We start from the raw sequence: 23,519 nt of genomic DNA, 5'->3' as shown, positions 1-23,519 counted from the left end.
AAAATGGTCATTGGACACAACTTTATTGGCGGTTCACGCAGCGCACAAGGTACAACTTTATTAAAAAGTATTCATGCTACGACTGGTGAAACTTTGCCTTATGAGTTTCACCATGCAACAGAACAAGAGGTGAATCAGGCCTGTGAAGCAGCCAGTCAAGCGTTTAAGACTTACCGCCATACCTCACCTGAACAGCGTGCAGTTTTTTTAGAAAATATTGCCGATGAGCTCGATGCTTTGGGTACAGATTTTCTTGAAATCGTGTCACAGGAAACTGCTTTGCCATTTGCACGCCTACAAGGTGAACGTGCCCGGACCAGTGGACAAATGCGTTTATTTGCCAAAGTGCTGCGCCGTGGTGATTTTTTAGGTGCCCGTATTGATACCGCTTTGCCTGAGCGTCAGCCTTTACCACGCCCAGATTTGCGTCAGATTAAAATCGGTGTTGGCCCTGTGGCAGTCTTTGGGGCAAGCAACTTTCCTTTAGCATTCTCAACTGCAGGTGGTGACACTGCTTCGGCACTGGCAGCAGGTTGCTCTGTAGTGGTGAAAGCCCATAGTGGACACATGGCGACAGCAGACTTTGTAGCGCAGGCAATTGAGCGTGCCGTAGAAAAATCAAATATGCCTAAAGGTGTATTTAACATGATCTACGGTAATGGCGTGGGTGAACCACTGGTTAAGCACCCTTTAATTCAGGCTGTGGGTTTTACCGGTTCACTACGTGGTGGACGGGCTTTATGTGACATGGCAGCAGCCCGTCCACAACCGATTCCTGTATTTGCAGAAATGAGCAGTATTAACCCGATGTTAATGCTGCCTGAGGCCTTAAAAAACCGTGGTGAAAAAATTGCACAGGACTTGGCTGATTCAGTGGTTTTAGGCTGTGGTCAGTTCTGTACCAATCCGGGTTTAATTTTAGGTATTAAATCAGCTGAATTTAGTCAGCTCATTAGCAACCTGACTGAAATTATGGGGGCTAAGCCTGCACAGACTATGCTCAATGCCGGAACCTTAAAAAGTTATACCGCTGGTCTTGAGCACTTAACCGAGCATCAAGGCATCAAGCATTTGGCAGGTCAAACTCAACAAGGTAATCAGGCTCAGCCACAACTGTTTAAAGCTGATGTTGAATTATTGCTGGCAGGTGACCAGCTTTTACAAGAAGAAATCTTTGGGCCAACCACAGTCATCATTGAAGTTGAAGATAAAGCCCAACTCATTCAGGCACTACAAAGCATGAATGGGCAACTAACTGCGACTTTAATTGCTGATGAAGCTGACTTAACCGAGTTTGCAGATGTAGTTCCTGCGCTAGAGGAAAAAGCTGGTCGATTACTCATAAATGGCTACCCAACAGGTGTTGAGGTCTGTGATGCGATGGTACACGGCGGGCCATACCCAGCCACTTCAGATGCACGAGGCACTTCAGTCGGAACCTTAGCCATTGACCGTTACTTGCGCCCTGTGTGTTACCAGAACTATCCGCAAAATTTATTGCCAGAGGCTTTAAAAGACAGCAATCCGTTGCAGATTTTAAGATTGGTCAATGGTGAGATGACTAGAGAAGCGATCTAAAACTAAAAAGAGACCAGATGATGGTCTCTTTTTCATAGTCAATTTCAAATGTGAAATAATTTTCATATTTGAAATAATATTTTATTTTTAAGTGATTGATTTTAATATTAAAAATAGTGGCATGCAATTTGCTCCAATTAAAATAGTTACAAGGAGTGAATAATGAATGCTAATCATATACTGCAATTAAGTGGGATATTGCAGGAGAGTTTAGGGCTAATACCTCATGAAATTCAGTTAAGAAAAATGAGTGGTGGAGCTATCCAAGAAAATTGGCTAGTTCAATCTCCAGATTTCGAATTAGTGTTACGAAAAAATGCCGAATCTAGTGTAGAGGCCAGCTCAGATCGTGAGCAAGAATTTTTACTTTTAGATCGGTTATATCATTTTGGTATTAAGGTGCCAGAACCACTTTATTTTAAGAAGTCGCCTAACTTTTTAAATAGTGATTTCTTCATTATGAAAAAAATTGAAGGTGTCACAGAAGGCCATAAATTAGTTCGAATTGCAGAAGAAGATAAACGTAAAAAGATTACTCAAGACATTGGTAAACAACTTGCCTTAATTCATGCCATTCAATCAGATGAAGTGTTAGAGAAACTACTTCCTAAACCGGATAAAGATCAATATCTAGAAAACAAGCTTAAAGATTTTCTGGATCAACTAGATCACTTAAAAAGACATCGTCCAATCTTAGAGTACGCTATTCAGTGGATGTTCAACAATCTTCCAAAAGTCGATGATTTGGTGTTAGTTCATGGCGACTACCGCATCGGTAACATCATGATTAATGATGACCAAATTTCAGGAATCTTAGATTGGGAATTTACGCAATGGGGAGATCGAAGAGAAGACTTAGGATGGTTTACCTCTAAATGTTGGCGTTTTGGTCAAGATGAAAATATAGCGGGGGGAATAGGTTCATATAAAGACTTTGCGAAAGCTTACGCTGAGATTTCCGATATTTATATCCCTGAATTTGAAATGAAATTTTGGCATGTACTGTCTCATGTTCGATGGGCAATTATTGCGATGCAGCAGTCTGACCGAAACAACGAGATGGATACTCCATCACTCGAATTAGCCCTAACGGAATTTTTAGTTCCCCGCCTTGAAAAAAATATCTTGGAAATATTGGGAGAAAAAGAATGAGCGAGCAAAAGATAATTGACCTGATCAAAGCTAGCCAAGCCGTCATTAAAAATGAGCTTTTACCGCAATCGGGCAGGCAGAAATATAACTTGTTAATGCTCATGAGAAGCTTAGAAATTTTGCAGGCTTATATTTTGCAAAAAGATACTTGTACATTGCATCGTTCAGGCATTTTACAAGATTATTTTTCATTTCCAATTAAAGATATTGATGAGGCAACTCAATTGTTTATTAGCGATATCCGTGAAGGTAAACAATCGGATCAAACTTTTGAGACATTAAAAGCCCTGAATTTGGAAGAATTAAAAATTACTGAACCGAAGGTGGCCAATCATGGATAAATATCGGCTACGAATTTATTTGGTTCGACATGGGCATGTTTCATACTTTGATGCAGCTAATAATCCGATTAATCCGAAATTTGCACAGTTATCCGAACGAGGAATAGAGCAAATACAACAACTGGCTCATCAATTACAAGTTGTTAATTTTGAAAAAATTTACTCATCTACCATGCCTCGTTCGATTCAGACAGCCGAAATTTTGAAGCGCTATCAAAACGAGCATAAAGAAATTCACTCATTCGATGATATTCGAGAAATAAGAGCAGGACGTTTAAGAGAAATTTCATTGGATCGTGCTGAACTGGAAATCAAAAAGGCCTATCAGTTCCATAAAAATAATCTTGAATTATTTGTACAAGGCGAAAGTTGGTCGCTCTTTATTACTCGTGTACTGACATGGTTTGAAAACATGATTTTAACAGCACACAAAGACCAGAATATCCTCATTTCTTCACACGATATTGTAAATCGAATACTCATTAATTGGGTTTATGGACATGACTTCAAAGATGTTTATTCGCAGGAACAAGATTATGGCTGCTTAAACATTCTTGATCTGACGATTGAAAATCAAAAGGTAATAAGCAAACGAATCAAGCTTCAAAATTTCACGCCGTACAATCTGATTAAAAATGAGCTATTTAATAGCGCTATGGATGATGTGTATGAAACTTATATCGCGACTCAAGGCTTTAAATTAAAGGAGCTCAGCTCATGATCACACTATCTAATGAATTATTAGAGCTACAACAGAAAGTTAGAGAATTTATTCAGCAAGAGGTGATTCCATTAGAAAGTGATCCTCGCCAAGATAGCCATGGCCCTAGTGAAGCTTTACGCCAAGAATTGGTGAGTCGGGCGCGTAGTTGGGGGCTGCTAACTCCTCATGCAAGTCGAGAAATGGGAGGACTTGGTTGGTCGCATCTGCAAAAGGCTGTAGCTTTCGAAGAAGCAGGATACTCTGCTTTAGGCCCAATCGCGTTAAATATTCATGCGCCAGATGAAGGAAATATCCATCTTTTAGATGTTGTGGCAAATGATGCACAAAAAGAAAGATGGTTAAAAAAACTGGTAGCTGGAGAAATTAGATCTTGCTTTGCCATGACAGAACCTGCACCCGGTGCTGGCTCGGATCCGTCCATGCTTCAAACAACGGCAATTGCAGATGGCGATGACTATATTATTAATGGCCGTAAATGGTTAATTACAGGAGCCGATGGAGCGAGCGTTGCGATTATTATGGCAAAAATGGAAGATGGCTCTGCTTCAATGTTTCTAACAGACACAAACGTTGAAGGCTTTATATTAGAAAAAAATATGAATGCTATGGATTCATGCTTTTCAGGCGGGCACGGTATTTTACGCTTTGAGAATTTACGTATACCTAAAGAAAACGTTTTGGGTGAAATTGGTAAAGGTTTTAAATATGCTCAAGTTCGCCTTGCACCAGCACGTTTAACACATTGTATGAGATGGCTGGGACAAGCAAGGAGAGCACATGATATCGCTACTCAATATGCACGAGAACGCCAATCTTTTGGTAAGAGATTAGGTGACCACCAAGGCGTTGGTTTTATGCTTGCCGACAATGAAATGGATATTTTAACAACTCGATTAGCCGTTCACTATTGTGCGCAGGTTTTAGATTTGGGTGAGAAAGGAAATTACGAGTCGAGCCTAGTTAAAGTGATCAGCTCTGAGGGTATCTGGCGTGTGGTGGACCGATCAGTTCAGATTTTAGGTGGACAGGCCATGACGGATGAATCAGTGGTCTGCAAGATTTTTAAAGATGCGCGAGGTTTTAGAATTTATGATGGCGCAAATGAAGTTCACCGCATGAGCATAGCCAAAAAACTATTAGGGAAGCAGGCATAATAAAACAGGGATAAGAGAATGAATATTTTTGATGTAAAAGATAAATATATTTTAATTACTGGTGCTTCAAGCGGTCTAGGGCATCACATAGCTGAATTATTCGCAAAAGCAGGTGCCAATATCGTTATTTGTGCCAGACGGTTAGAGCGATTGAAAGAATTAGAATCGCATATAAAAAATGAATATGGCGTACAAGTTTATACCTTTGCATTAGATGTAAATGATCGTTCCGCTGTGAAAGATATGCTTAGTTCTTTAGAAGCTGAAGGAGTCACTATAGATGTGTTAATTAATAATGCCGGGGTGAGTGATACCAAGCGTTTCTTAGACTATAACGATGAAGATTGGGATAAGATTGTAGATACTAACCTTAAAGCCCCTTGGCAATGTGCACAAGAAGTTGTGCAGCATATGATTAAAGCTGAACGAAAAGGATCGATCATCAACATTACATCAATTCTGTCTCAGTCTACCAACCTAGGTGTTAGTCCATACTGCGCATCAAAGGCTGGATTACGCCATTTAACAGAAGTTATGGCAGTAGAGTTGGCTAGATTTGGTATAAATGTAAATGCCATCGCTCCAGGTTATATGATTACTGAAATTAATGAAGAATATTTAACGAGTGAGGCAGGCCAACAGCTTTTAAAGAAAATTCCTACAAGGAAGTTTGTAGAGTTTGATGACTTAAATGGGCCTTTACTGTTACTTGCTTCGCAAGCGGGTCAAGGCATAACAGGTATCGAAATTAAAGTCGATGGCGGTCATAGCGCTGCGCCTATATAAAACGTTTTTTAATGGAGTAAAAAATGCTTAATCGAAAACCAATTAATATTTTGGTCACCTATATTAAAAAACCTAATATTAATGGTTTTCGTTCTTTGGTTGAGCAGGCGATTAGTGAAGTAGAGTCGAATGAAATTGATTTGGTGGAATGCCATATTTCCGATGTGCAAGACGTTGCTCAAAGCTTGGTAGAAAATGGCTGCCAGATTCTTCTATGTACTGGTGCAACAGCAAGTTTTCTACAAAAGAAATTAAACATTGATATACAGGTTATTCGAACTGGTACTTTTGATGTCATTCAGGCCATATCAAACTTAAAACAATATAAGCGCATTGCTTTGGTTGGGAATACATCTACAGTTGACCTTGAGAACTACTCAGATATTTTTGCTTTAGATATACAACAATTTAACTATGACTCATATTTAGATGCCAAGAAAACAATTCATTTAATTAAAAATCAAGGTTTTGATGCCATTATTGGTTCACCTGTTGCAGTGGAGTTAGCCCTAAATGAAAATCTAGTCGGATATTTGGCGATTAGTGTGCCGTCTTTAAAAGACCTGCTACAAAATGCCTTGCGTACTCTTGAAAAGATTCGTAGAGAACAGTACTCAACCTTACGTTTAACAGAGATCTTTAATCACTTAAATGAAGGTATTTGTTTTATCACTAAGCAAAAAAAGATTTCTTTAATAAATAACTCAATGAGTTCGTTACTTGAAAAGGACTCTTCAGATGTTTTGAACAAATCAGCACTCGAAATTTTTGACGGTTTAAACTTTGATATCGACCAAGAAAATAGTCATCAACTCGTTCAATTTAAAAATTTAAAACTGGCTGTATATATTTCCAAACTAAAAAATGACTACATAGATGGCTATATCTTAAGAGTGCAGGAACTAAATGCATTAGAGCAGTCTAATAGTCAGTTTAGAAAGGTTTCATCAAAGAATTTTAATACGCGATATACCTTTGACCAGATTTTGACGCAGAACACTAATTTTCAACAAATTATCAAGTTATCAAAAGCATACGCAAAAACGGATAGTACGATTCTCATTACTGGTGAAAGTGGTACAGGTAAAGAAGTTTTAGCACAAAGTATTCATAACCATAGCAGTCGTTATAAAGCACCATTTGTTGCAATCAACTGTGCATCTTTTCCAGAAAGCTTGTTAGAAAGCGAACTATTTGGTTATGAAGAAGGTGCCTTTACTGGAGCGAAGAAAAATGGGCGTATTGGCCTCATTGAAGCTGCTCATACGGGTACGCTTTTTTTAGATGAAATTGGAGATATGCCATTACATCTACAAACTAGATTTTTACGAGTCTTACAAGAAAGACAAATTAACCGCTTAGGCTCAGTGGTAAGTCATCATTTAGATATACGTGTGATTGCTGCAACTCATGCGAATTTAGAAGAGTTAGTACGAAATGGAACTTTTCGGGCAGATCTCTACTATCGTTTAAATATTTTAAGAGTGTATACGCCGTCTTTAAAAGAACGAAAAGAAGATATCTTGTATTTAGCAAATTCCTTTCTAGAGAAATATAGAAAATCATTGGATGATTTGCCAAATATTTTACAGAAGGCTTTTTTACACTATTCTTGGCCGGGCAATATCCGCGAACTTGAAAATATTGTTGAAAGAATCAATGTGCTGTTACAGCTTGATCATGAAATTTTAACTCCAGAATTTTTAAAGCAACAGTTACCTGAGCTATTTCAATCCCAAAATCAGCCCACGGCGCAACCTTTATTAAAAGAGGTAAAGGTTAATCAAGAGTTGAGTTTGATTGAGCAAACACTTGCAGAAGTAGATGGTGATTTAGACCTTGCTGCACAAAAACTCGGGATTAGTCGAACGACCTTATGGCGTAGAATGAAACTCATAAATCACTAATTTCAAAATTGAAATTTTTTCAAAAAAGAAAAACAATAAAACAAATTAAGTTATTGAAAAATAATAATAAAATAATTTGGCATCATAGTTGCATTGACTCATATAAGCATCTGAATCAGTTGCTAAATTGTGTGAGGAAATAAGAATGACGAATGGATTAATGATGCATTGTAATTTAAATATTACTTCAATAGTGCAGCATGCTTTGACAGTTTACGCAGATCAAGAAATTGTGACTTTGAAAGCAGATGGGATAAGTAAACACCGATATACATATAAAGATGCTTTCGAACGTGTAGCTCAGTTTGCCAATGCGCTAGACCGATTAAATATAAGTTCTGATGCTAAAGTCGGAACGATGGCATGGAACTCATATCAGCATTTTGAATTGCACTATGCCATTCCATGTACGGGAAGAATTTACCATACAATTAACCCTAAATTGGCACCTGAACAACTCATTCAAATTATCAATTCTGCTCAAGATGAAGTGCTCATTATTGAACCAGATTGTTTGGCATTAGTTGATTCTATTTATGACAATATAAAGCCAGTCATAAAACATTTTATTGTGCTCGGGGACCCCAATAAAAACCTAAAAGCACAATTTGACTTTGTCTTTTATGAAGAACTCATTGCTCCAGAGCAGTCTTATTATGATTGGCCAGATATCCCTGAAGAACGTGCAAGTGGCCTTTGCTATACCTCGGGCACAACAGGTGATCCTAAAGGTGTTCTTTATTCACATCGTAGTACTGTATTGCATGCATTAATACTCGCTATGCCAAATGCGATTGGCTTAACGCATGATAGCTGTATTATGCCTTTAGTTCCTCTTTATCATATTAGTGCATGGGGAATGCCATTTAATGCGGTTTTATCGGGGGCGAAAATCGTTTGGCCTCACTCATTTGCTGGACAAACCGATAAAATTTTTAATCTGATTCAATCGGAACACGTAGATATTTCTATGGCTGTTCCTACCATCTGGAATTCTTTTAAAAATTATCTTGAAGAACACCATATTTCATCAGTCAGTTTAAAACGTGCAATATCTGGTGGTTCAGCTGCGCCATATTCGCTTATTGAGTCTTTGAGCCATTATGGAATTTCTGTTGAAAATGCTTGGGGAATGACTGAAACCAGTTCAATGGCAGCGTGTAACCGAGTAGACCAAATTAAAAATAATATCGAAACCCAATCGATTAAATGCGGTAAACCTATCTTCGGTATTCAAATGAGACTGCGTGATGAGAATCATCAATTACTTCCTCATGATGGTGTGCATGAAGGCATTTTAGAAGTACGTGGTCATACAATTGCTAAACAATATATTAATCAACCAAAAGCAAGAGAAGAAGAGGGCAAATGGTTCGATACGGGAGATATCGCCTGCATAGATGAATATGGATATATGCATATTACGGACCGTGCCAAAGATATGATTAAGTCGGGAGGAGAGTGGGTCAGTAGTGTTGAAGTTGAAAATGCAGCGATGGGATATGAAAAAGTTGCAGAAGCTGCTGTTATTGCTGCCAATCATCCTAAATGGGGAGAACGCCCACTTTTAATATTGGTGCCAAAGTCTCCACAAGAAAAAATTGAACATTCAGAAATTGTCATTTTTCTATCATCCAAATTACATAAATGGGCCATTCCGTCAGCAACCATATTGGTTGAAGAAATACCGCATACGCCCACTGGAAAAATCAGTAAAAAAATATTGAGAGAACGTTATCACGACTATTTCACCAATAGTGCTTTTGCTGAATGTAAATAATGATCAACATAAAAAAGGATTTTTTATATGAACATCCCTCAGGAAGCAAATATCGTTTTAGATGCGAAATTTAAAAAGATGGTAAAGCAGAGAAATCGATTCGCCGTTTTCTTAAGCTTAATTGTACTCAGCATTTACTTTATTTTTATAGGAACAGCCACATTTCACCCCGAATTACTTGCAATTCCATTAGAAGCAAGCAAAGTCACCATTGGTTTACCAATTGCTGCAGTTGTTATTGTATTGAGCTGGATTATAACGGGATTTTATATATTTATTACGAATCAATACTTTGACAAACAAAAAGAAAAATTAAGAAAGGAATATCGTTATGAATAAATATTTTGCTTTTACTATTTTGACCTTATTTAGCTCCGGTGCTTGGGCTTCTCAAAGTGAACCAAGGAATTGGACCGCTATTATCATGTTTGCCTGTGTAGTCGGTATTTCACTACTTATTACTTTTAAAGCTGCAAAGAAAACAGTATCGAAAGAAGATTTTTATACAGCGGGTAATGCTATTTCAGCTAAGCAAAATGGTTTGGCGATTGCGGGAGACTATATGTCTGCCTCAACCTTACTCGGTATTTCTAGTATGGTTTTCTTCAAAGGCTATGATGGTTTTATCTATGTGACAGGCTTTTTTGTTTGCTGGCCCATTTTAACTTTCTTAATGGCTGAAAGACTAAGAAACCTTGGCAAATATACTTTTGCAGATATTGTTTCGTATCGATTAGATCCACAGCGCACCCGTATTTTGGCAACGTGTGGTTCACTTATTGTTGTGTGTTGCTATTTAATTTTGCAAATGGTGGGTGCAGGTCAGCTGATTAAATTATTGTTTGGTCTAGATTATAAAATTGCCGTTATGCTGGTCGGTTGTCTAATGCTGGTGTATGTCATTTTCGGAGGAATGCTTGCAACCACATGGATACAAATAGTTAAAGCTATTCTTTTACTCTTTGGCGGAACCGTTTTAGTCTTTCTGGCATTTAAAGCGTTTGGTTTTAGTTTAAATAATATGGCTGAGGCTGCCGTAAATGCACATAAATTAGGACAAAAGGTGTTAGAACCAGGTCCAATGCTATCCAACCCGATTAATACACTCTCTATGTCTATTGGGTTGATCTTCGGTTTGGCAGGTTTACCACATATTCTGATGCGCTTTTTTACGGTTCCAAATGCTGCTGAAGCACGCCGTTCAGTCTTTTATGCTTCTGGTTATATTGGTTACTTCTTCATTGTAGTTTGTATTTTAGGTTTAGCTTCCATCGCCATAGTAGGCACTAATCCTCAATATTTTGTAGATGGGCAACTCGGTGGAGATTTAATTGGCGGCAGTAACATGGTTGCTATGCATTTAGCAAAAGCCCTTGGTGGAAATCTATTACTCGGCTTTTTATCTGCTGTAGCATTTGCAACGATTTTAGCTGTGGTGGCTGGCTTGGCACTTGCTGGAGCTTCTGCGATTTCCCATGATTTATTTCAAAAAGTCATTAAGAAAGGCAAGGCAACTGAAAAGCAGGAAATGGTTGTATCTCGACTTTCTGTAGTGGTTCTAGGTGTGATTGCCATAGCATGTGGAATCTTATTTGAAAAAATGAACATCGCTTTTTTAATGGGACTTACATTTGGTATTGCTGCTTCCGCTAACTTTCCTGTACTTATTCTTTCTATGTACTGGAAAGATTTAACTACCCGTGGCGCCATATTTGGTGGGTTTGTAGGAATCATTTCCGCAATTACCTTTGTAGTTTTATCACCTACGGTCTGGGTAGGTGTTTTAGGGCATGAAAAAGCAATATTCCCATTTGATAATCCAGCATTATTTTCAATGCCTCTCGCTTTTTTAGTGAGTATTGTTGTGTCTTTGACTGATAAAAGTGAAAGAGCTGAGTTAGACAGACAAGGTTTTGAATTACAAGTGGTGCGTTCAGAGCTTGGTGCTCAACAAGGGTCGTTTGAAAAAATGCCTTTGCATTAAAGTCTATTAAATAATCCCAAAAGTAAGATAGCTGGAGTGGGTTATGAGAGTAAAGGAAAGAGAGATGACTCCCTATATAAATTAATAATAATTTGGACTTATAAGTAAAAAAGACCAGTATTAACTGGTCTTTTTTACTTTCAGTTTTTATTTTTTGACGATTAAGGCTAACTTACCAACATGTTGTCCTTGATCAAGAAATTCATGAGCTTGGCGAGCTTCTTCAAGATCAAATGTTTTATATAACAAGGGTTTTATCTGTCCTTTTGAAATTAAAGGCCATACCTTTTCTTGCAATGCTGCCATCACTTCTGCTTTCGCTTCTGCAGATTGAGAGCGTAGGGTAGCGCCTGTATGAGTTAGGCGTTTAGCAAGCATCGGAAAAATATTGACTTTATCCGCTAACCCTTTAAGCACACCTATTTGCAATATTGTGCCGTTCATTGCAGCGACTTCATAATTTCGCTGGATGTAATCTCCAGCAATAATATCCAAAACAAAATCTACACCTTTACCATCAGTATGTTTTTTTACAACCTCAACAAAGTCATCTTCATTATAATTTATGGCTACATCAGCACCAATTTTTAAACTCGCTTCTTGATGTTCTTTGCTCGAAACTGTTGTAAAAATTTGGGTTGCTCCAAAAGCTCGAGTTAACATCGTTGCGGTAGTACCAATTCCTGAAGTACCGCCATGTATTAAAATTGAACTGTTTGGACGGAATTTTGCATGTTGAAAAAGATGTGACCAAACTGTCATAAAAGTTTCTAGTAAAATTCCACCTTCAATTAATGTCAGACCTTCAGGAATGAAGAGTACATTATCTTGATGGGCAACTACATATTCAGCATAGCCACCGCCCGGAACTAATGCACAGACTTCATCTCCAGCTTTAAACTTAGTAACTTGCTTGCCTACTTGTTTAACAATTCCGGAAACTTCAAGGCCAGGAATGTCAGTTACACCAGGCGGTGGTGCATACAAACCTTTTCGTTGCATTACATCTGGACCGTTAATACCTGCTGCAACAACTTCAATTAATATCCCATCATCTGTTAACTCAGGCATAGGTCTTTCACTAACCGTAATAACTTCAGGGCCGCCAGCACCGTTAAAAGTGATACATTTCATAAAGTTGTTTCCTTATTAGATATTGTTAATTAAATAAGCGGAATTGAGACTGAGTGCGCAATCCCGCTTAGGATGAAAAATAATTAAGATTTAGCTTTTTTCTTACCCAAGGTAATGGCAAGTGCTAACTCCATGAATTTTCCAAAAGGAGCATGTAAGAAGCTTGGGAAATTCCAGCGGCCCTGATCAAAGATACCTTTTGCATGGCTCATAGAACGGAAACCTTCAATTCCATGATAAGCACCCATACCACTTGGACCGATGCCACCAAACGGTAGATCGTCTTGTGCCACATGAATTAAGGTATTGTTAATACCAACGTTACCTGAAGTCGTACGTCGTAGTAGTTTTTTGCAATCTGCATCTTTTTCACCAAAATAATATAAGGCGAGTGGACGGTTTCTTTCATTGATGTAGTTAATTACCTCATCAATATCACGGTAGGTACGCACGGGTAGAATTGGGCCAAAGATTTCTTCTTTCATAATTGCATCATCATCTTTTGCTCCTACAACAAGTGTTGGAACAAGAGTACGAGCGCGATGCTTTGCCGATTCAGGTTTGACTCCTAGTTCAATGATTCGTGCGCCATTTTGTCTTGCACTATCAAGTAAGCCTTGTAAACGAGCATAATGACGTTCATTGACAATTGAAGTGTAATCATCACAATCTGGCCCGTTTGGATAGAATCGAGAGACTGTGGCATTGTATTCTTCAATAAATACTTCTAAATCATCTTCATGAACAAGGGCATAATCTGGAGCAACACATGTTTGCCCACCATTGGATAATTTTCCATAGACAATACTGGTCATGGTTCTCGAGTTTACGTGGCCTCGACCTACAATCGCTGGACTTTTACCACCTAATTCAAGAGTGAGCGGAACGAGGTTATCACTTGCTGCTTTCATGACTTTACGGCCCACAGGTGTACTTCCTGTAAACAATAGATGGTCAAAAGGTAGTGCACTAAATTCAGCACCAACCTCAGGCCCACCTAAAATAACCGCAACTTCTTCTATAGAAAAGTTCGCCGCAAGCATGCGTGAAATCACTTCACTTGTTCGAGGGGTGAGTTCTGAGGGTTTAAGCATTGCTCGGTTACCGGCAGCAATCGCTGTAGCAAGAGGAATAAGCGTAAGAGAAATAGGGTAGTTCCAAGGAGCCATGACCCCAATAACCCCTTTCGGCTGATATTCTATGTGAGCACTAGCCGAGCGATAGAATAAGCTGACATGACGCTTTTCCGGTTTCATGAAACGACGTAAATTACGCGTTAAATAATCGATGGCCTGAACGATACCGACAAGTTCCATGACATCTGTTTCATGATATGAACGGTGTCCAAAGTCTTCACTTGCAGCAACTTGTAATTCACTACGATATTCAATGACTGCAGCACGAAGCTTTGCAAGGCTTGCTTTACGCTGTTTAAGTGTTGGTGGTTCAGCTTTCAAAAAAGCTTTGCGTTGTCGAGAGAGTATCTCTGATGCATTTAAAGTGCTGCTTACTTCATTGAGAATATTCATCTTAAACCTCAAAACATAGCTTAACGATCCTAAGCTAACTGACTGATGATTAAAGTTTAGTCGGTAGATTTAATACGACCTGAGCATCTTCAATCACATCAAGACGAAGAATAGTAGATGCACCCAACTGATCTAGAAGCTGGCTCACATGGCCTCCATGGCGTGTCACTTTTACCTTGCGTGGAAAAAGTTTTTCGCCAAACGAGAGAACATTGGTTTGCACTAGAGTTTGATGCCATTCACCATCGACTGAGTGCAACATTGTGGTTTTACCCATGCGGGATTCAGACTTAACCCTTTTTAATGACGGAGTTGCGGTTGTCAGGCTGATATCTAATTTGTTGTAAGTTGAAAGTGTTGCTTCAACTTTTTTCTTATCAATTTTTACATCAATTTCAGCCAGCCATTTTGGAAGTTGATAACCATATACACCACGTACACGTGCTATTTCAGTGTCGACAGGTAAAGCTAATACGTGCGCATAAAAGTGACGTTTACGAATCGAGTTAATCAGCTCTAAAGCATGCGGACCATGAGCTTTAGGTTTACGCACGACAATAGCGACAGACGCTTCATCGTATGGATCATTATCACAAACTGTATAAGTGAAAAAGGTGAGAGCAACTAGTCCATAACCTGGGAAAGCTTCCAAAGGTACCAGAGGCGAAGGTAATTTTTTCTTTAACAGCTTAACGGGTGCAAGCATCAAAACTTGCACATTGCCGCTACGATAATAAAAGTTGGGAGCCCAGACAGGTCCAACTCTTGATTCAACTAACTTTTTAGGAATGCTACGGAAAAAATCAATATTTCCAGCTGCAGGATCTTTTGCAACTTCATCTAAATCAGGATTCATTCTAAAGCGGTCATAATAACCACCTTTTGGAACTTTAACTTTCTGTTGACCAAATTCAACTTCAGTGAACGCTTTATTTGTATTCATAATTGGTTAACCTTTAAATTGATCGACTGAGTAGCTGATAATCTTTAAAAGCAGATATCAACTTTCTGCCTGTAGGATTACTATAAGTTTAAAGTTCACTTGAATGTCAATATGCTATTTCTCTAAGAATTAAAACTGCTTGTAACGAATTTAGAATAACTTTTAATAAGAATAGGTAGAGACGATTAGCTTTTAGATGATCTAAGGAAAACCTTTAGTTTTTAGGTCTGTAGAAATTATTTTTTTACACTTTTTAAACGCTGTTTTCTCTAAAATCTATTGACCTTAAAGTGAACTTTAACCTTACTATGTTATGACTATCCATGAGGGTAGGATTGAAAATTTTATATGTACTTATTACGAATTAATTAGAGCATATACAGTAAATCGATAGTGTAACTTTTACACAGGAGAAACAAAAATGGGATATGTCACAACAAAAGACGGCGTAGATATTTTTTATAAAGATTGGGGCCCTCGCGATGCTCCTGTAATTTTCTTCCACCATGGTTGGCCGCTCAGTTCAGATGACTGGGATGCGCAAATGCTTTTTTTTCTTAAAGAAGGTTTTCGTGTAGTTGCTCATGACCGCCGTGGTCATGGTCGTTCCACTCAAGTCTGGGATGGTCATGATATGGACCATTATGCAGATGACGTTGCTGCTGTGGTTGAGCATTTAGGTGTACAAGGTGCGGTACATGTAGGGCATTCAACAGGTGGTGGTGAAGTAGCACATTATGTTGCTCGTTATCCTAATGACCCTGTTGCTAAAGCTGTTTTAATTAGTGCCGTTCCACCATTAATGGTGAAAACTGAAAGTAATCCTGATGGTTTACCAAAAGAAGTTTTTGATGACCTTCAAAATCAACTTTTTAAAAATCGTTCACAATTTTATCATGACGTACCTGCAGGTCCATTTTATGGATATAACCGACCAGGAGCAAAAGTATCAGAACCTGTGGTGTTAAATTGGTGGCGTCAGGGCATGATGGGCGGAGCAAAAGCTCATTACGATGGAATTGTTGCTTTCTCTCAAACAGATTTTACTGAAGACCTCAAAAAGATTGAAATTCCTGTTCTTATCTTGCATGGTGAAGATGATCAGGTTGTACCTTTTGAAATTTCAGGTAAAAAATCTGCGGAACTCGTTAAAAACGGTACTTTAATTAGTTATCCAGGATTTCCTCACGGAATGCCAACTACAGAAGCAGAAACAATTAACAAAGATCTTTTAGCATTTATTAGAAGTTAAGTTTAAAAAAGAGGGCAGCCAAAATTGACTGCCCTTTTTTATTGATTCGATTGATTATTTTTTTCGGGTGCATATTAATGAATGACGATACTAAAAAATGTCCTTTTTCCCAACTTACTACTGATTTTGGGGCTCCAGTTGTAGATAACCAGAATAGTATGACGGCAGGTGCAAGAGGGCCTCTACTTGCTCAAGATTTATGGCTAAACGAGAAATTAGCTAACTTTGTTCGTGAAGTAATTCCAGAACGTCGTATGCATGCAAAAGGTTCAGGTGCATTCGGCACTTTCACGGTGACTCATGATATTACTCAATATACCCGCGCTAAAATCTTTAGTGAAATTGGTAAAAAAACAGAAATGTTTGCCCGATTTACCACTGTAGCTGGTGAACGTGGAGCAGCAGATGCTGAACGTGATATTCGCGGCTTTGCTTTAAAATTTTATACAGAAGAAGGTAACTGGGACATGGTGGGGAACAATACACCAGTGTTCTTCTTACGTGATCCACGTAAATTTCCAGATTTAAATAAAGCAGTAAAACGCGATCCTAAAACTAACTTGCGTAGCGCAACGAATAACTGGGATTTCTGGACTTTATTACCTGAAGCTTTACATCAGGTCACTATTGTCATGTCTGATCGAGGTATTCCTGCTTCCTACCGTCATATGCACGGTTTTAGTAGCCATACCTATAGTTTCATCAATAGTGCGAATGAACGTTTCTGGGTGAAATTTCATTTCCGGACCCAACAGGGAATTAAAAATTTAACAGATGCCGAAGCTGGTGAATTAGTGGGGCATGATCGTGAAAGTCATCAACGTGATTTATTCGATGCGATTGAACGAAAAGATTTCCCTAAGTGGACTTTGTATGTACAGGTAATGCCTGAGCAAGATGCTGAAAAGGTTCCATATCATCCATTTGATTTAACAAAAGTCTGGCCTCATGGAGATTATCCATTAATCGAAGTGGGTGAGTTCGAGCTGAATCGAAACCCTGAAAATTTCTTCTTAGATGTTGAGCAATCTGCTTTTGCACCAAGTAATCTAGTTCCTGGCATTAGCGCCTCACCAGACCGCATGTTGCAAGCCCGTTTATTTAACTATGCAGATGCTCAGCGTTATCGTTTAGGTGTGAATTATCAGCAAATACCTGTAAATGCGGCACGTTGCCCAGTTCATAGTAATCACCGTGACGGTCAAGGACGCATCGATGCCAATTATGGTGGTCTTCCACATTACGAACCAAATAGTTTTGGGCAATGGCAAGAGCAGCCTCAGTACAAAGAACCACCGTTAAAAATCAATGGGGATGCTGATTTCTGGAACTATCGTGAAGATGACAACGATTATTTCAGTCAACCTCGTGCTTTGTTTGAACTTATGACTCCTGAGCAACAACAGGCTTTATTTGATAATACTGCACGCGCAATGGGTGATGCTCTTGATTTCATTAAATATCGCCACATTCGTAACTGTTACGCATGTCATCCAGCTTATGGCGAAGGTGTGGCTAAGGCGCTTGGTTTGACAGTTGAAAATGCTCAAGCAGCTAGAGAAACTGACCCTGCACGTGGTTTACCAAGTTTTATTTAAATCTTTAAAAATAGTACATAAGGCTATGTCAATAATAGCTTTATGTACTTAACTATTTTATAGCATCGAATGAAAAAATTAATATCTACACTCAGTCTCGGTATTCCATCATTATTCTTCACAAGTAATGTACAAGCAGGGCTGACCATTCCTGTGGGTTTTACCAAATCAGATTCATTTATATTTAACGCCTCAAGCAAAGACTGCTTATAAAGAGGCTTTAGCTTTACCTGAAACAGCCATACCTTTATTAGATTTAGATTTTGGTATATTAACTCAAAATTCATCTTCAAAGATTCGGTTTAACTAATATTATTTAAAAGAGAATAGAACTTTATTGTTTTCAGATAGTATATTTAAATTAACTAGAATTTTATAAATAAAATGAAATATAAAAAATATTATTATATATGGTAGAAATAATCGTAGCCCTTTCTTCTTATAATAAGTAGAAAGGGCTCTTTAAAATTATTTTTTAGCTGTCGATTTATCAAGTGATGGATATGGAACAGGCATATTTAATGCCAATTGTGCATCTTTCACTACATCAAAACGTAGAACTTTATTAGCTCCTAGTTCATCAAGTAATTTACTCAGCGGTCCACCACTTTTTACAACTTGAACGTTCTTTGGAAAAAGCTTTTGTCCAAATGCCAAAGTATTAGACTCTACAGAAGTGCTGTGCCATTTCCCATCTACCAATTGATACATGGTTTTTGTTTCAATACGAGATTGTGGTTTCACAGTTTTAATTTCTGGCAATGGCGCAGCTACACTTAAATCAGGTTTACCATCAGTATTATAAATATGAGCTTGAACTGATTTATCGCCAATTTTCATATCAATAGGTGTTAACCATTTTGGTAATTGGTAACCATACACACCACGAACACGAGCAATTTCTGTATTTACTGGTAATGCGAGTACATGGCCATAATATTTATGGTTACGCATTGAACTCAATAATTCTGTGGTATTGAAGTGATGAGCACCAGGTTGGCGTACAACCACAGCAACCGAAACTTCATCATATGGGTCGACATCACCGACTGCATAAGAGAAGAATGTTAATGAAACCAAACCATAGCCTGGGATAGGTTGTAATGGTTCAAGTGGAGCAGGGAGTTTTGCTTTTATTTTAGAAATCGGAGCAAGCATCAAGAGTTGGATATTGCTAGTACGGTAATAAAAATTCGGAGACCATACTTTACCAACTCTAGTATCTACAAGTTTTTTTGGGATGGTACGGAAATAATCAATATTTCCAGCTGCAGGATCTTTTGCAACTTCGTCTAGATTCGGGTTCATACGAAAACGATCGTAATAGCCACCTTTTGGAACATTAACTTTATAGGGCCCAAACTCTACAACAGTTGTTTCCTGTGAAGTGCTTGAGTTTGATGGTTGTTGTACAGAACTTGAGTTAGTCTCAACCGCTTGAGCTGAAAAACTCAATAATAAACTTACAGATAACGTAGTAACTGTTTGAGGTAGATTAAGCTTGTTGAACATTGAAATGTTCCTCCTATAGACCATGTATTAATGCTAAGATTAAAGTGAGGTTGAAGGTCAAGCTTTTTTATTGGTATTTTAAACTTTATTAGACCTCTTGCGAAAGTCGTTATTGCAAGTTCATCCGATTTACCAGTGCAGCGATTAAGTTAATGCGTAAACCGAATCTTTTCCGTCTATTTCGATAGCGTTCACTTAATATTCTAAATGTTTTCAATTGACTATTAATATGTTCGATCACAACTCGTATTTTTCCAATCATTTTATTGTACTTTTTCTCAACATCAAATAAGGGTAAATTCTTCTTTTTCTTTATTGGCATCAATAATTTAAAGCCATCTTGCTCTAATCCGTAGTACCCTAAATCGGTCATAACATATTTACAATGTTTGAATTTTTTAACCGTTCTTCTTGCCAATTTAATGTCATGCTGACTGCCATTCGATATATCTAGCCCTATGATTTGTTTGCTGTTCGGATGATAGATCACTTGTGCTTTTAGCGTATGTTTCTTCTTTTTACCACTGTAGAACTTACTCTGATTTTTTTTTCGGACGTTCTATTGAACATTCTGTCGCATCAATAATGACCCAGTTAAACTGTTCGTCTGCTGTGGTAATGCTTCGTTTTGGCAGAGTAAACCGTCTTGATTTCATCAATGCATCTTCAACCTTTTTAATGGTTCGATTCACATTACTTTCAGCGATATGGTAATTTGCAGCCAACTCCAATTGAGTGCTGTAATTCCGTAAGTAATTGAGTGTTAATAATAATTGATCCTCTATAGCTAAAGTATGAGGACGCCCAGATTTCTTTTTAAGTGATTCTACTTCTTTTAAAACTTCGATCATTTCACTAAAAACTGGTCGAGGTACACCAACCAAGCGCTGGAATTCAGAATCTGAAAAACGATTTAATTTCTGATATCTCATGAAATTTAGATTGAGGTGGTTTTTACTTTCGCAAGAGGTCTATTTAAAAAGAAAATTAGAATATAAAAAATAAAAGATATGATTTTTTATGAATTAAAAAAGAGAACCAGAATATAAAATTCTGGTTCTCTTTTTTTAAAATATTTTAATAAATTACTTAAGAGTGCTTAACCGTTTAACAACAGCTTCGGCAATTTCTTTACTAGATTGAGGGTTTTGTCCAGTAATAATTCTATCATCTGATACTACATATGAAGTAAATGGAAGAAAGCCTTGTTTATATTTAGCGCCATGGTTAATTAAGCTATTTTGTAAGGAAAATGGAACTTGAGATTTAATTCCAGACAAAGTTTCTTCTTTATTCGCGAACCCAGTAACAGTACTACCTGAAATGAGTGGTTTACCATCTTCACCTACCAAAGGTAATAAGCCTCCCACGCCATGACAAACCGCTGAAACGATACCACCTTGGCGGTAAATAGTTTCACTAATATTTTTTAGTTCCTTATTATCCGGGAAATCCCACATTGTTCCATGTCCACCCGTATAATAAATTGCTTTATAGCGTGTTGGATCGATACTACTTGGTGCCAAAGTGTGGTTTAAGCGATACATAAACTGACGATCTGCTAAAAGTTTTCGAGCTGATTTATCAACATAAATAGGCTTCATACTACGTTCATCAATTGGTACAACTCCACCTTGAGGACTGACAAAATCCATGTCATAGCCAGCAACTTTAGCGACATCATAAAAATGAGTTAATTCAGTAAGCCATAAGCCAGTTTTATCTGAACGAGTCGGATAGGCTGAATGATTGGTCATAACGACTAAAATTTTACCTTTGCTTTTAGCCGTTTCTTGATTTTGTACTTGGTCAGATGCATTTGCATAGCTTACTAATAAAAAAGCCCTCTGTACACGACAAAAATAGATAACTCATTGAAATAATGTCACAATAATTGTTTTCTAACGACGAATACTATGACACATCTCAATGAGTTATATCTTATCTTAAACAAATCTCTAAAATGGAACAAGTCACATTTAAAGTGCTTTGCGCTCATCATGCTTGTGATTATTTTAAAGCAAACATGTAATCTTTCTTCTGCATCTAAAGCCTTGCCCATCAAGTGTTTACCACAATCATTTTATCGACGTATGCAGCGCTTCTTTGCAGGTCAGTATTTTGATTATCGTCAAATTTCTCAGTTGATTTTCAATATGTTTTCATTCGACCAAGTGCAACTGACTTTAGATAGAACCAATTGGAAATGGGGAAAACGAAATATTAATATCCTGATGCTCGCAATCGTTTATCGTGGAATAGCGATACCTATCCTTTGGACATTGCTTAATAAACGTGGAAATTCAGATACGAAAGAGCGTATTGCTTTGATTCAACGCTTTATAGCCATTTTTGGTAAAGACCGTATTGTGAATGTGTTCGCAGACAGAGAGTTTATCGGTGAGCAGTGGTTTACATGGTTAATTGAACAAGACATCAACTTCTGCATTCGTGTTAAAAAACTTCATTGTCACCAATCATTTAGGAAAGAATCATAAAATTAGTGATTTATTTCGCCATCTTAAAGTTGGTCAAATTGAATGTCGTAAACGACGGATTTTGGTTGGTCGGGTGAAACTATATATAAGTGCACTACAGTTAGAAAATGGAGAGCTTTTACTCGTCGTTTCTCCTCAGTTTAATGCCAATGCTATTCAGGATTATGCATTACGCTGGGAAATTGAAACCTTATTCAGTTGTCTCAAAGGACGCGGGTTTAATCTTGAAAATACGCGCTTGACAGACCCTAGACGAGTGAAAAAATTGATTGCGGTGTTAGCTATAAGCTTCTGTTGGTGTTACTTAACGGGTGAATGGCAACATAATCAAAAAAAAGCGATAAAAATAAAGAAGCATGGACGACTCTCAATGAGTTTATTTCGCTATGGTTTAGACTATGTTCAAATGGCGATTCAGCGTTTAATTGGTTTTGGGAAAAAAGAAGAGTTTAAGGAAATTTTGGCAATTTTAAGAAAGCAGAATCCTGATAGGATAAGGGTTCTGTGAAATTTGTCGTGTACAGAGATATGGAGGAGTAAAAAGTTTTTAAAATCAATAATAAGCTAATATTGAGATCAATTTTTTTATGTTATAAATGAAAACTACTAATAATTAGAGATATAAATATGACGAATAATTTTAATGCTGAACAGGCAAGAAAAAATGCGAAAGACGTAAAAATAGATCAAGCACTATTGTTAGAAAAAATTTTATCTGGAACCGAGGAAATCTCGAAAGAAGGTAAGCGACGGGCAGTTTTTCAATTTCCAATAGATGCTTTGCATCCTGAACATATCACACAGGTAGAGGAAGAGTTAAAAACACGAGGTTTTAATGTCTCAACCAATATTGAGCAATCTGGTACAACAGTCAATATTGAAGTCAGTTTCTAAGCTTTTGTTCAATGAAAACGCCCATAGTTTTGGGCGTTTTTTATAATTTTTTACAATCTAAATTTATAATAATCAACATATTGTTTGACAGGTTTATCCTTCTTCTGTAGCTTTACTTTTTGAGTGGAATATGGATATGAACTTCCAAACAATACTTTCATCTTTCAAAAATCAATCTACTGGTACAGATGCATTTAAGAATTTAAAAAGTGCCTGTGAACACCATCTCAAACACTCATCAGACCTAAACGAAAAAGCTGTAATTTATCTCATTTATGGGTTTGCTCGTAGTTATGTCATCTTATATGAAGATGAAGCGGTAACTACCGAGTTCGCTCAAGCTTCGAAAGAAATGTTAGTGAATTACATGAATCGCTTAAATGAAGCCTTACGTACTCAAGATGACCATATAATCTTAAATACTCTAAATCAGGTAAGTAATGATTATATGCAAGGCTCAAGAATCTTTTAATACTTGCGTTAGCATGTTGAAAAGATACTTCTTTAGTCATAGGCCAACTAAAGAAGTATCCAGTGGTAGTTTTAATGTGATTTTTTCTTGCCGCCACCATCTTGTTTATTGACAGTAGACCATGCAATACGTTCAGCTTCTTCTTGAGAGTGACCTCTATCTACTTCACTCTCAACAATATGTTTCGCCTGACGTTTTTGTTTTGCTGTATAAGATGATTTGTCGCCACGAGACATAGCATAGACCTCCATATTTTCTTTTAAGATCTTCTATTATTGAAT

General features: G+C 37.6%; 21 protein-coding genes and 1 pseudogene. 15 read left to right on the top strand and 7 right to left on the bottom strand.

What is annotated here, in order from left to right:
• Positions 1–3: 3 nt before the first annotated feature.
• From EGT34_RS02025 to actP, 10 genes are all read left to right on the top strand, one after another.
• Positions 4–1,578, top strand: a complete 1,575-nt coding sequence (locus EGT34_RS02025) for an aldehyde dehydrogenase (NADP(+)) (RefSeq protein ID WP_024437474.1) — start codon at positions 4–6, stop codon at positions 1,576–1,578.
• 162 nt (positions 1,579–1,740) lie between these two features.
• Entirely contained in the window at positions 1,741–2,730 is a 990-nt protein-coding gene (locus EGT34_RS02020) for a phosphotransferase family protein (protein ID WP_024437475.1), read from the top strand.
• A complete protein-coding gene (locus EGT34_RS02015; protein ID WP_024437476.1) occupies positions 2,727–3,071 on the top strand; it encodes a hypothetical protein in 345 nt (114 codons plus the stop codon). Before EGT34_RS02020 ends, EGT34_RS02015 begins: the two co-directional genes overlap by 4 nt.
• Positions 3,064–3,792 carry a histidine phosphatase family protein gene (locus tag EGT34_RS02010; RefSeq protein ID WP_024437477.1) on the top strand — a complete coding sequence of 243 codons (729 nt, stop codon included), beginning with the start codon at positions 3,064–3,066 and terminating at the stop codon, positions 3,790–3,792. The genes EGT34_RS02015 and EGT34_RS02010 overlap by 8 nt, the downstream gene beginning before the upstream one ends.
• Positions 3,789–4,949, top strand: a complete 1,161-nt coding sequence (locus EGT34_RS02005; protein WP_024437478.1) for an acyl-CoA dehydrogenase family protein — start codon at positions 3,789–3,791, stop codon at positions 4,947–4,949. The genes EGT34_RS02010 and EGT34_RS02005 overlap by 4 nt, the downstream gene beginning before the upstream one ends.
• Positions 4,950–4,967: 18 nt before the next feature.
• Positions 4,968–5,735: an SDR family NAD(P)-dependent oxidoreductase gene (locus EGT34_RS02000; protein ID WP_024437479.1), complete on the top strand. Its 768-nt coding sequence runs from the start codon at positions 4,968–4,970 to the stop codon at positions 5,733–5,735.
• A 23-nt stretch (positions 5,736–5,758) separates the two neighbouring features.
• A complete protein-coding gene (locus tag EGT34_RS01995; RefSeq protein WP_024437480.1) occupies positions 5,759–7,642 on the top strand; it encodes a sigma 54-interacting transcriptional regulator in 1,884 nt (627 codons plus the stop codon).
• A 145-nt stretch (positions 7,643–7,787) separates the two neighbouring features.
• A complete protein-coding gene (locus EGT34_RS01985; RefSeq protein ID WP_031975034.1) occupies positions 7,788–9,422 on the top strand; it encodes a long-chain-fatty-acid--CoA ligase in 1,635 nt (544 codons plus the stop codon).
• A 27-nt stretch (positions 9,423–9,449) separates the two neighbouring features.
• The gene (locus tag EGT34_RS01980) at positions 9,450–9,761 is read left to right on the top strand and encodes a DUF485 domain-containing protein (RefSeq protein WP_024437482.1); all 312 of its coding nucleotides are present in this window, start codon (positions 9,450–9,452) and stop codon (positions 9,759–9,761) included.
• Entirely contained in the window at positions 9,754–11,406 is a 1,653-nt protein-coding gene (actP, locus tag EGT34_RS01975; protein ID WP_024437483.1) for a cation/acetate symporter ActP, read from the top strand. Before EGT34_RS01980 ends, actP begins: the two co-directional genes overlap by 8 nt.
• A 147-nt stretch (positions 11,407–11,553) precedes the next feature.
• Here actP and EGT34_RS01970 read toward each other — a convergent pair whose 3' ends face one another.
• The 3 genes from EGT34_RS01970 to EGT34_RS01960 all read right to left on the bottom strand — a co-directional run bounded on the left by EGT34_RS01970 (position 11,554) and on the right by EGT34_RS01960 (position 15,012).
• Complete coding sequence (locus EGT34_RS01970; protein WP_000649782.1) at positions 11,554–12,540, bottom strand: NAD(P)H-quinone oxidoreductase; 987 nt, start codon at positions 12,538–12,540, stop codon at positions 11,554–11,556.
• Positions 12,541–12,623: 83 nt separating this feature from the next.
• Complete coding sequence (locus EGT34_RS01965) at positions 12,624–14,069, bottom strand: coniferyl aldehyde dehydrogenase (RefSeq protein WP_024437484.1); 1,446 nt, start codon at positions 14,067–14,069, stop codon at positions 12,624–12,626.
• 49 nt (positions 14,070–14,118) lie between these two features.
• Positions 14,119–15,012 carry an acetoacetate decarboxylase family protein gene (locus EGT34_RS01960; protein WP_024437485.1) on the bottom strand — a complete coding sequence of 298 codons (894 nt, stop codon included), beginning with the start codon at positions 15,010–15,012 and terminating at the stop codon, positions 14,119–14,121.
• Positions 15,013–15,433: 421 nt separating this feature from the next.
• Between EGT34_RS01960 and EGT34_RS01955 the strand changes: the two genes are divergently transcribed.
• Positions 15,434–16,264 carry an alpha/beta fold hydrolase gene (locus tag EGT34_RS01955; protein WP_005131629.1) on the top strand — a complete coding sequence of 277 codons (831 nt, stop codon included), beginning with the start codon at positions 15,434–15,436 and terminating at the stop codon, positions 16,262–16,264.
• Between the two features lie 77 nt (positions 16,265–16,341).
• On the top strand, positions 16,342–17,862 hold the full coding sequence (locus EGT34_RS01950; protein ID WP_000997200.1) for a catalase: 1,521 nt from the start codon (positions 16,342–16,344) through the stop codon (positions 17,860–17,862).
• A gap of 468 nt (positions 17,863–18,330) precedes the next feature.
• Here the strand turns inward: EGT34_RS01950 and EGT34_RS01940 are convergent, their stop codons facing one another.
• The 3 genes from EGT34_RS01940 to EGT34_RS01930 form a co-directional block, all read right to left on the bottom strand.
• Complete coding sequence (locus EGT34_RS01940) at positions 18,331–19,374, bottom strand: acetoacetate decarboxylase (RefSeq protein WP_024437486.1); 1,044 nt, start codon at positions 19,372–19,374, stop codon at positions 18,331–18,333.
• 109 nt (positions 19,375–19,483) lie between these two features.
• Positions 19,484–20,306 (bottom strand): IS5-like element ISAba27 family transposase gene (locus EGT34_RS01935; RefSeq protein WP_076611894.1). Its coding sequence is split into 2 segments (ribosomal slippage): positions 19,484–19,924 and positions 19,926–20,306, totalling 822 coding nucleotides; the frame shifts between segments, so codons are not numbered across the junction.
• Between the two features lie 153 nt (positions 20,307–20,459).
• Positions 20,460–21,242, bottom strand: coding sequence for a type 1 glutamine amidotransferase domain-containing protein (locus tag EGT34_RS01930; RefSeq protein WP_031972068.1), 783 nt, complete (start codon positions 21,240–21,242; stop codon positions 20,460–20,462).
• A 48-nt stretch (positions 21,243–21,290) separates the two neighbouring features.
• Here EGT34_RS01930 and EGT34_RS01925 point away from each other — a divergent pair.
• From EGT34_RS01925 to EGT34_RS01915, 3 genes and pseudogenes are all read left to right on the top strand, one after another.
• Positions 21,291–22,380 (top strand): annotated as a pseudogene (locus EGT34_RS01925) (IS4 family transposase).
• A 119-nt stretch (positions 22,381–22,499) separates the two neighbouring features.
• Complete coding sequence (locus EGT34_RS01920) at positions 22,500–22,766, top strand: hypothetical protein (RefSeq protein ID WP_000183704.1); 267 nt, start codon at positions 22,500–22,502, stop codon at positions 22,764–22,766.
• 130 nt (positions 22,767–22,896) lie between these two features.
• Positions 22,897–23,238: a hypothetical protein gene (locus tag EGT34_RS01915; protein ID WP_000367436.1), complete on the top strand. Its 342-nt coding sequence runs from the start codon at positions 22,897–22,899 to the stop codon at positions 23,236–23,238.
• Positions 23,239–23,309: 71 nt separating this feature from the next.
• Here the strand turns inward: EGT34_RS01915 and EGT34_RS01910 are convergent, their stop codons facing one another.
• On the bottom strand, positions 23,310–23,474 hold the full coding sequence (locus EGT34_RS01910) for a hypothetical protein (protein ID WP_000086293.1): 165 nt from the start codon (positions 23,472–23,474) through the stop codon (positions 23,310–23,312).
• Between the last annotated feature and the right edge of the window lie 45 nt (positions 23,475–23,519).

The organism is Acinetobacter sp. FDAARGOS_558, from assembly GCF_003937785.1.
In the GTDB taxonomy this organism is placed as follows: Bacteria; Pseudomonadota; Gammaproteobacteria; order Pseudomonadales; family Moraxellaceae; genus Acinetobacter; species Acinetobacter baumannii.
Note: the sequence above shows the minus strand (reverse complement) of the source record. Positions and strands in the feature narration are given on the sequence as shown.

What these genes read in the sequence shown, in the direction of transcription:
- EGT34_RS02025 (WP_024437474.1), top strand. Translation starts at nt 4, where the DNA reads ATGGTCATTGGACACAACTTTATTGGCGGTTCACGCAGCGCACAAGGT.
- EGT34_RS02020 (WP_024437475.1), top strand. Translation starts at nt 1,741, where the DNA reads ATGAATGCTAATCATATACTGCAATTAAGTGGGATATTGCAGGAGAGT.
- EGT34_RS02015 (WP_024437476.1), top strand. Translation starts at nt 2,727, where the DNA reads ATGAGCGAGCAAAAGATAATTGACCTGATCAAAGCTAGCCAAGCCGTC.
- EGT34_RS02010 (WP_024437477.1), top strand. Translation starts at nt 3,064, where the DNA reads ATGGATAAATATCGGCTACGAATTTATTTGGTTCGACATGGGCATGTT.
- EGT34_RS02005 (WP_024437478.1), top strand. Translation starts at nt 3,789, where the DNA reads ATGATCACACTATCTAATGAATTATTAGAGCTACAACAGAAAGTTAGA.
- EGT34_RS02000 (WP_024437479.1), top strand. Translation starts at nt 4,968, where the DNA reads ATGAATATTTTTGATGTAAAAGATAAATATATTTTAATTACTGGTGCT.
- EGT34_RS01995 (WP_024437480.1), top strand. Translation starts at nt 5,759, where the DNA reads ATGCTTAATCGAAAACCAATTAATATTTTGGTCACCTATATTAAAAAA.
- EGT34_RS01985 (WP_031975034.1), top strand. Translation starts at nt 7,788, where the DNA reads ATGACGAATGGATTAATGATGCATTGTAATTTAAATATTACTTCAATA.
- EGT34_RS01980 (WP_024437482.1), top strand. Translation starts at nt 9,450, where the DNA reads ATGAACATCCCTCAGGAAGCAAATATCGTTTTAGATGCGAAATTTAAA.
- actP (WP_024437483.1), top strand. Translation starts at nt 9,754, where the DNA reads ATGAATAAATATTTTGCTTTTACTATTTTGACCTTATTTAGCTCCGGT.
- EGT34_RS01970 (WP_000649782.1), bottom strand. Translation starts at nt 12,540, where the DNA reads ATGAAATGTATCACTTTTAACGGTGCTGGCGGCCCTGAAGTTATTACG.
- EGT34_RS01965 (WP_024437484.1), bottom strand. Translation starts at nt 14,069, where the DNA reads ATGAATATTCTCAATGAAGTAAGCAGCACTTTAAATGCATCAGAGATA.
- EGT34_RS01960 (WP_024437485.1), bottom strand. Translation starts at nt 15,012, where the DNA reads ATGAATACAAATAAAGCGTTCACTGAAGTTGAATTTGGTCAACAGAAA.
- EGT34_RS01955 (WP_005131629.1), top strand. Translation starts at nt 15,434, where the DNA reads ATGGGATATGTCACAACAAAAGACGGCGTAGATATTTTTTATAAAGAT.
- EGT34_RS01950 (WP_000997200.1), top strand. Translation starts at nt 16,342, where the DNA reads ATGAATGACGATACTAAAAAATGTCCTTTTTCCCAACTTACTACTGAT.
- EGT34_RS01940 (WP_024437486.1), bottom strand. Translation starts at nt 19,374, where the DNA reads ATGTTCAACAAGCTTAATCTACCTCAAACAGTTACTACGTTATCTGTA.
- EGT34_RS01920 (WP_000183704.1), top strand. Translation starts at nt 22,500, where the DNA reads ATGACGAATAATTTTAATGCTGAACAGGCAAGAAAAAATGCGAAAGAC.
- EGT34_RS01915 (WP_000367436.1), top strand. Translation starts at nt 22,897, where the DNA reads ATGGATATGAACTTCCAAACAATACTTTCATCTTTCAAAAATCAATCT.
- EGT34_RS01910 (WP_000086293.1), bottom strand. Translation starts at nt 23,474, where the DNA reads ATGTCTCGTGGCGACAAATCATCTTATACAGCAAAACAAAAACGTCAG.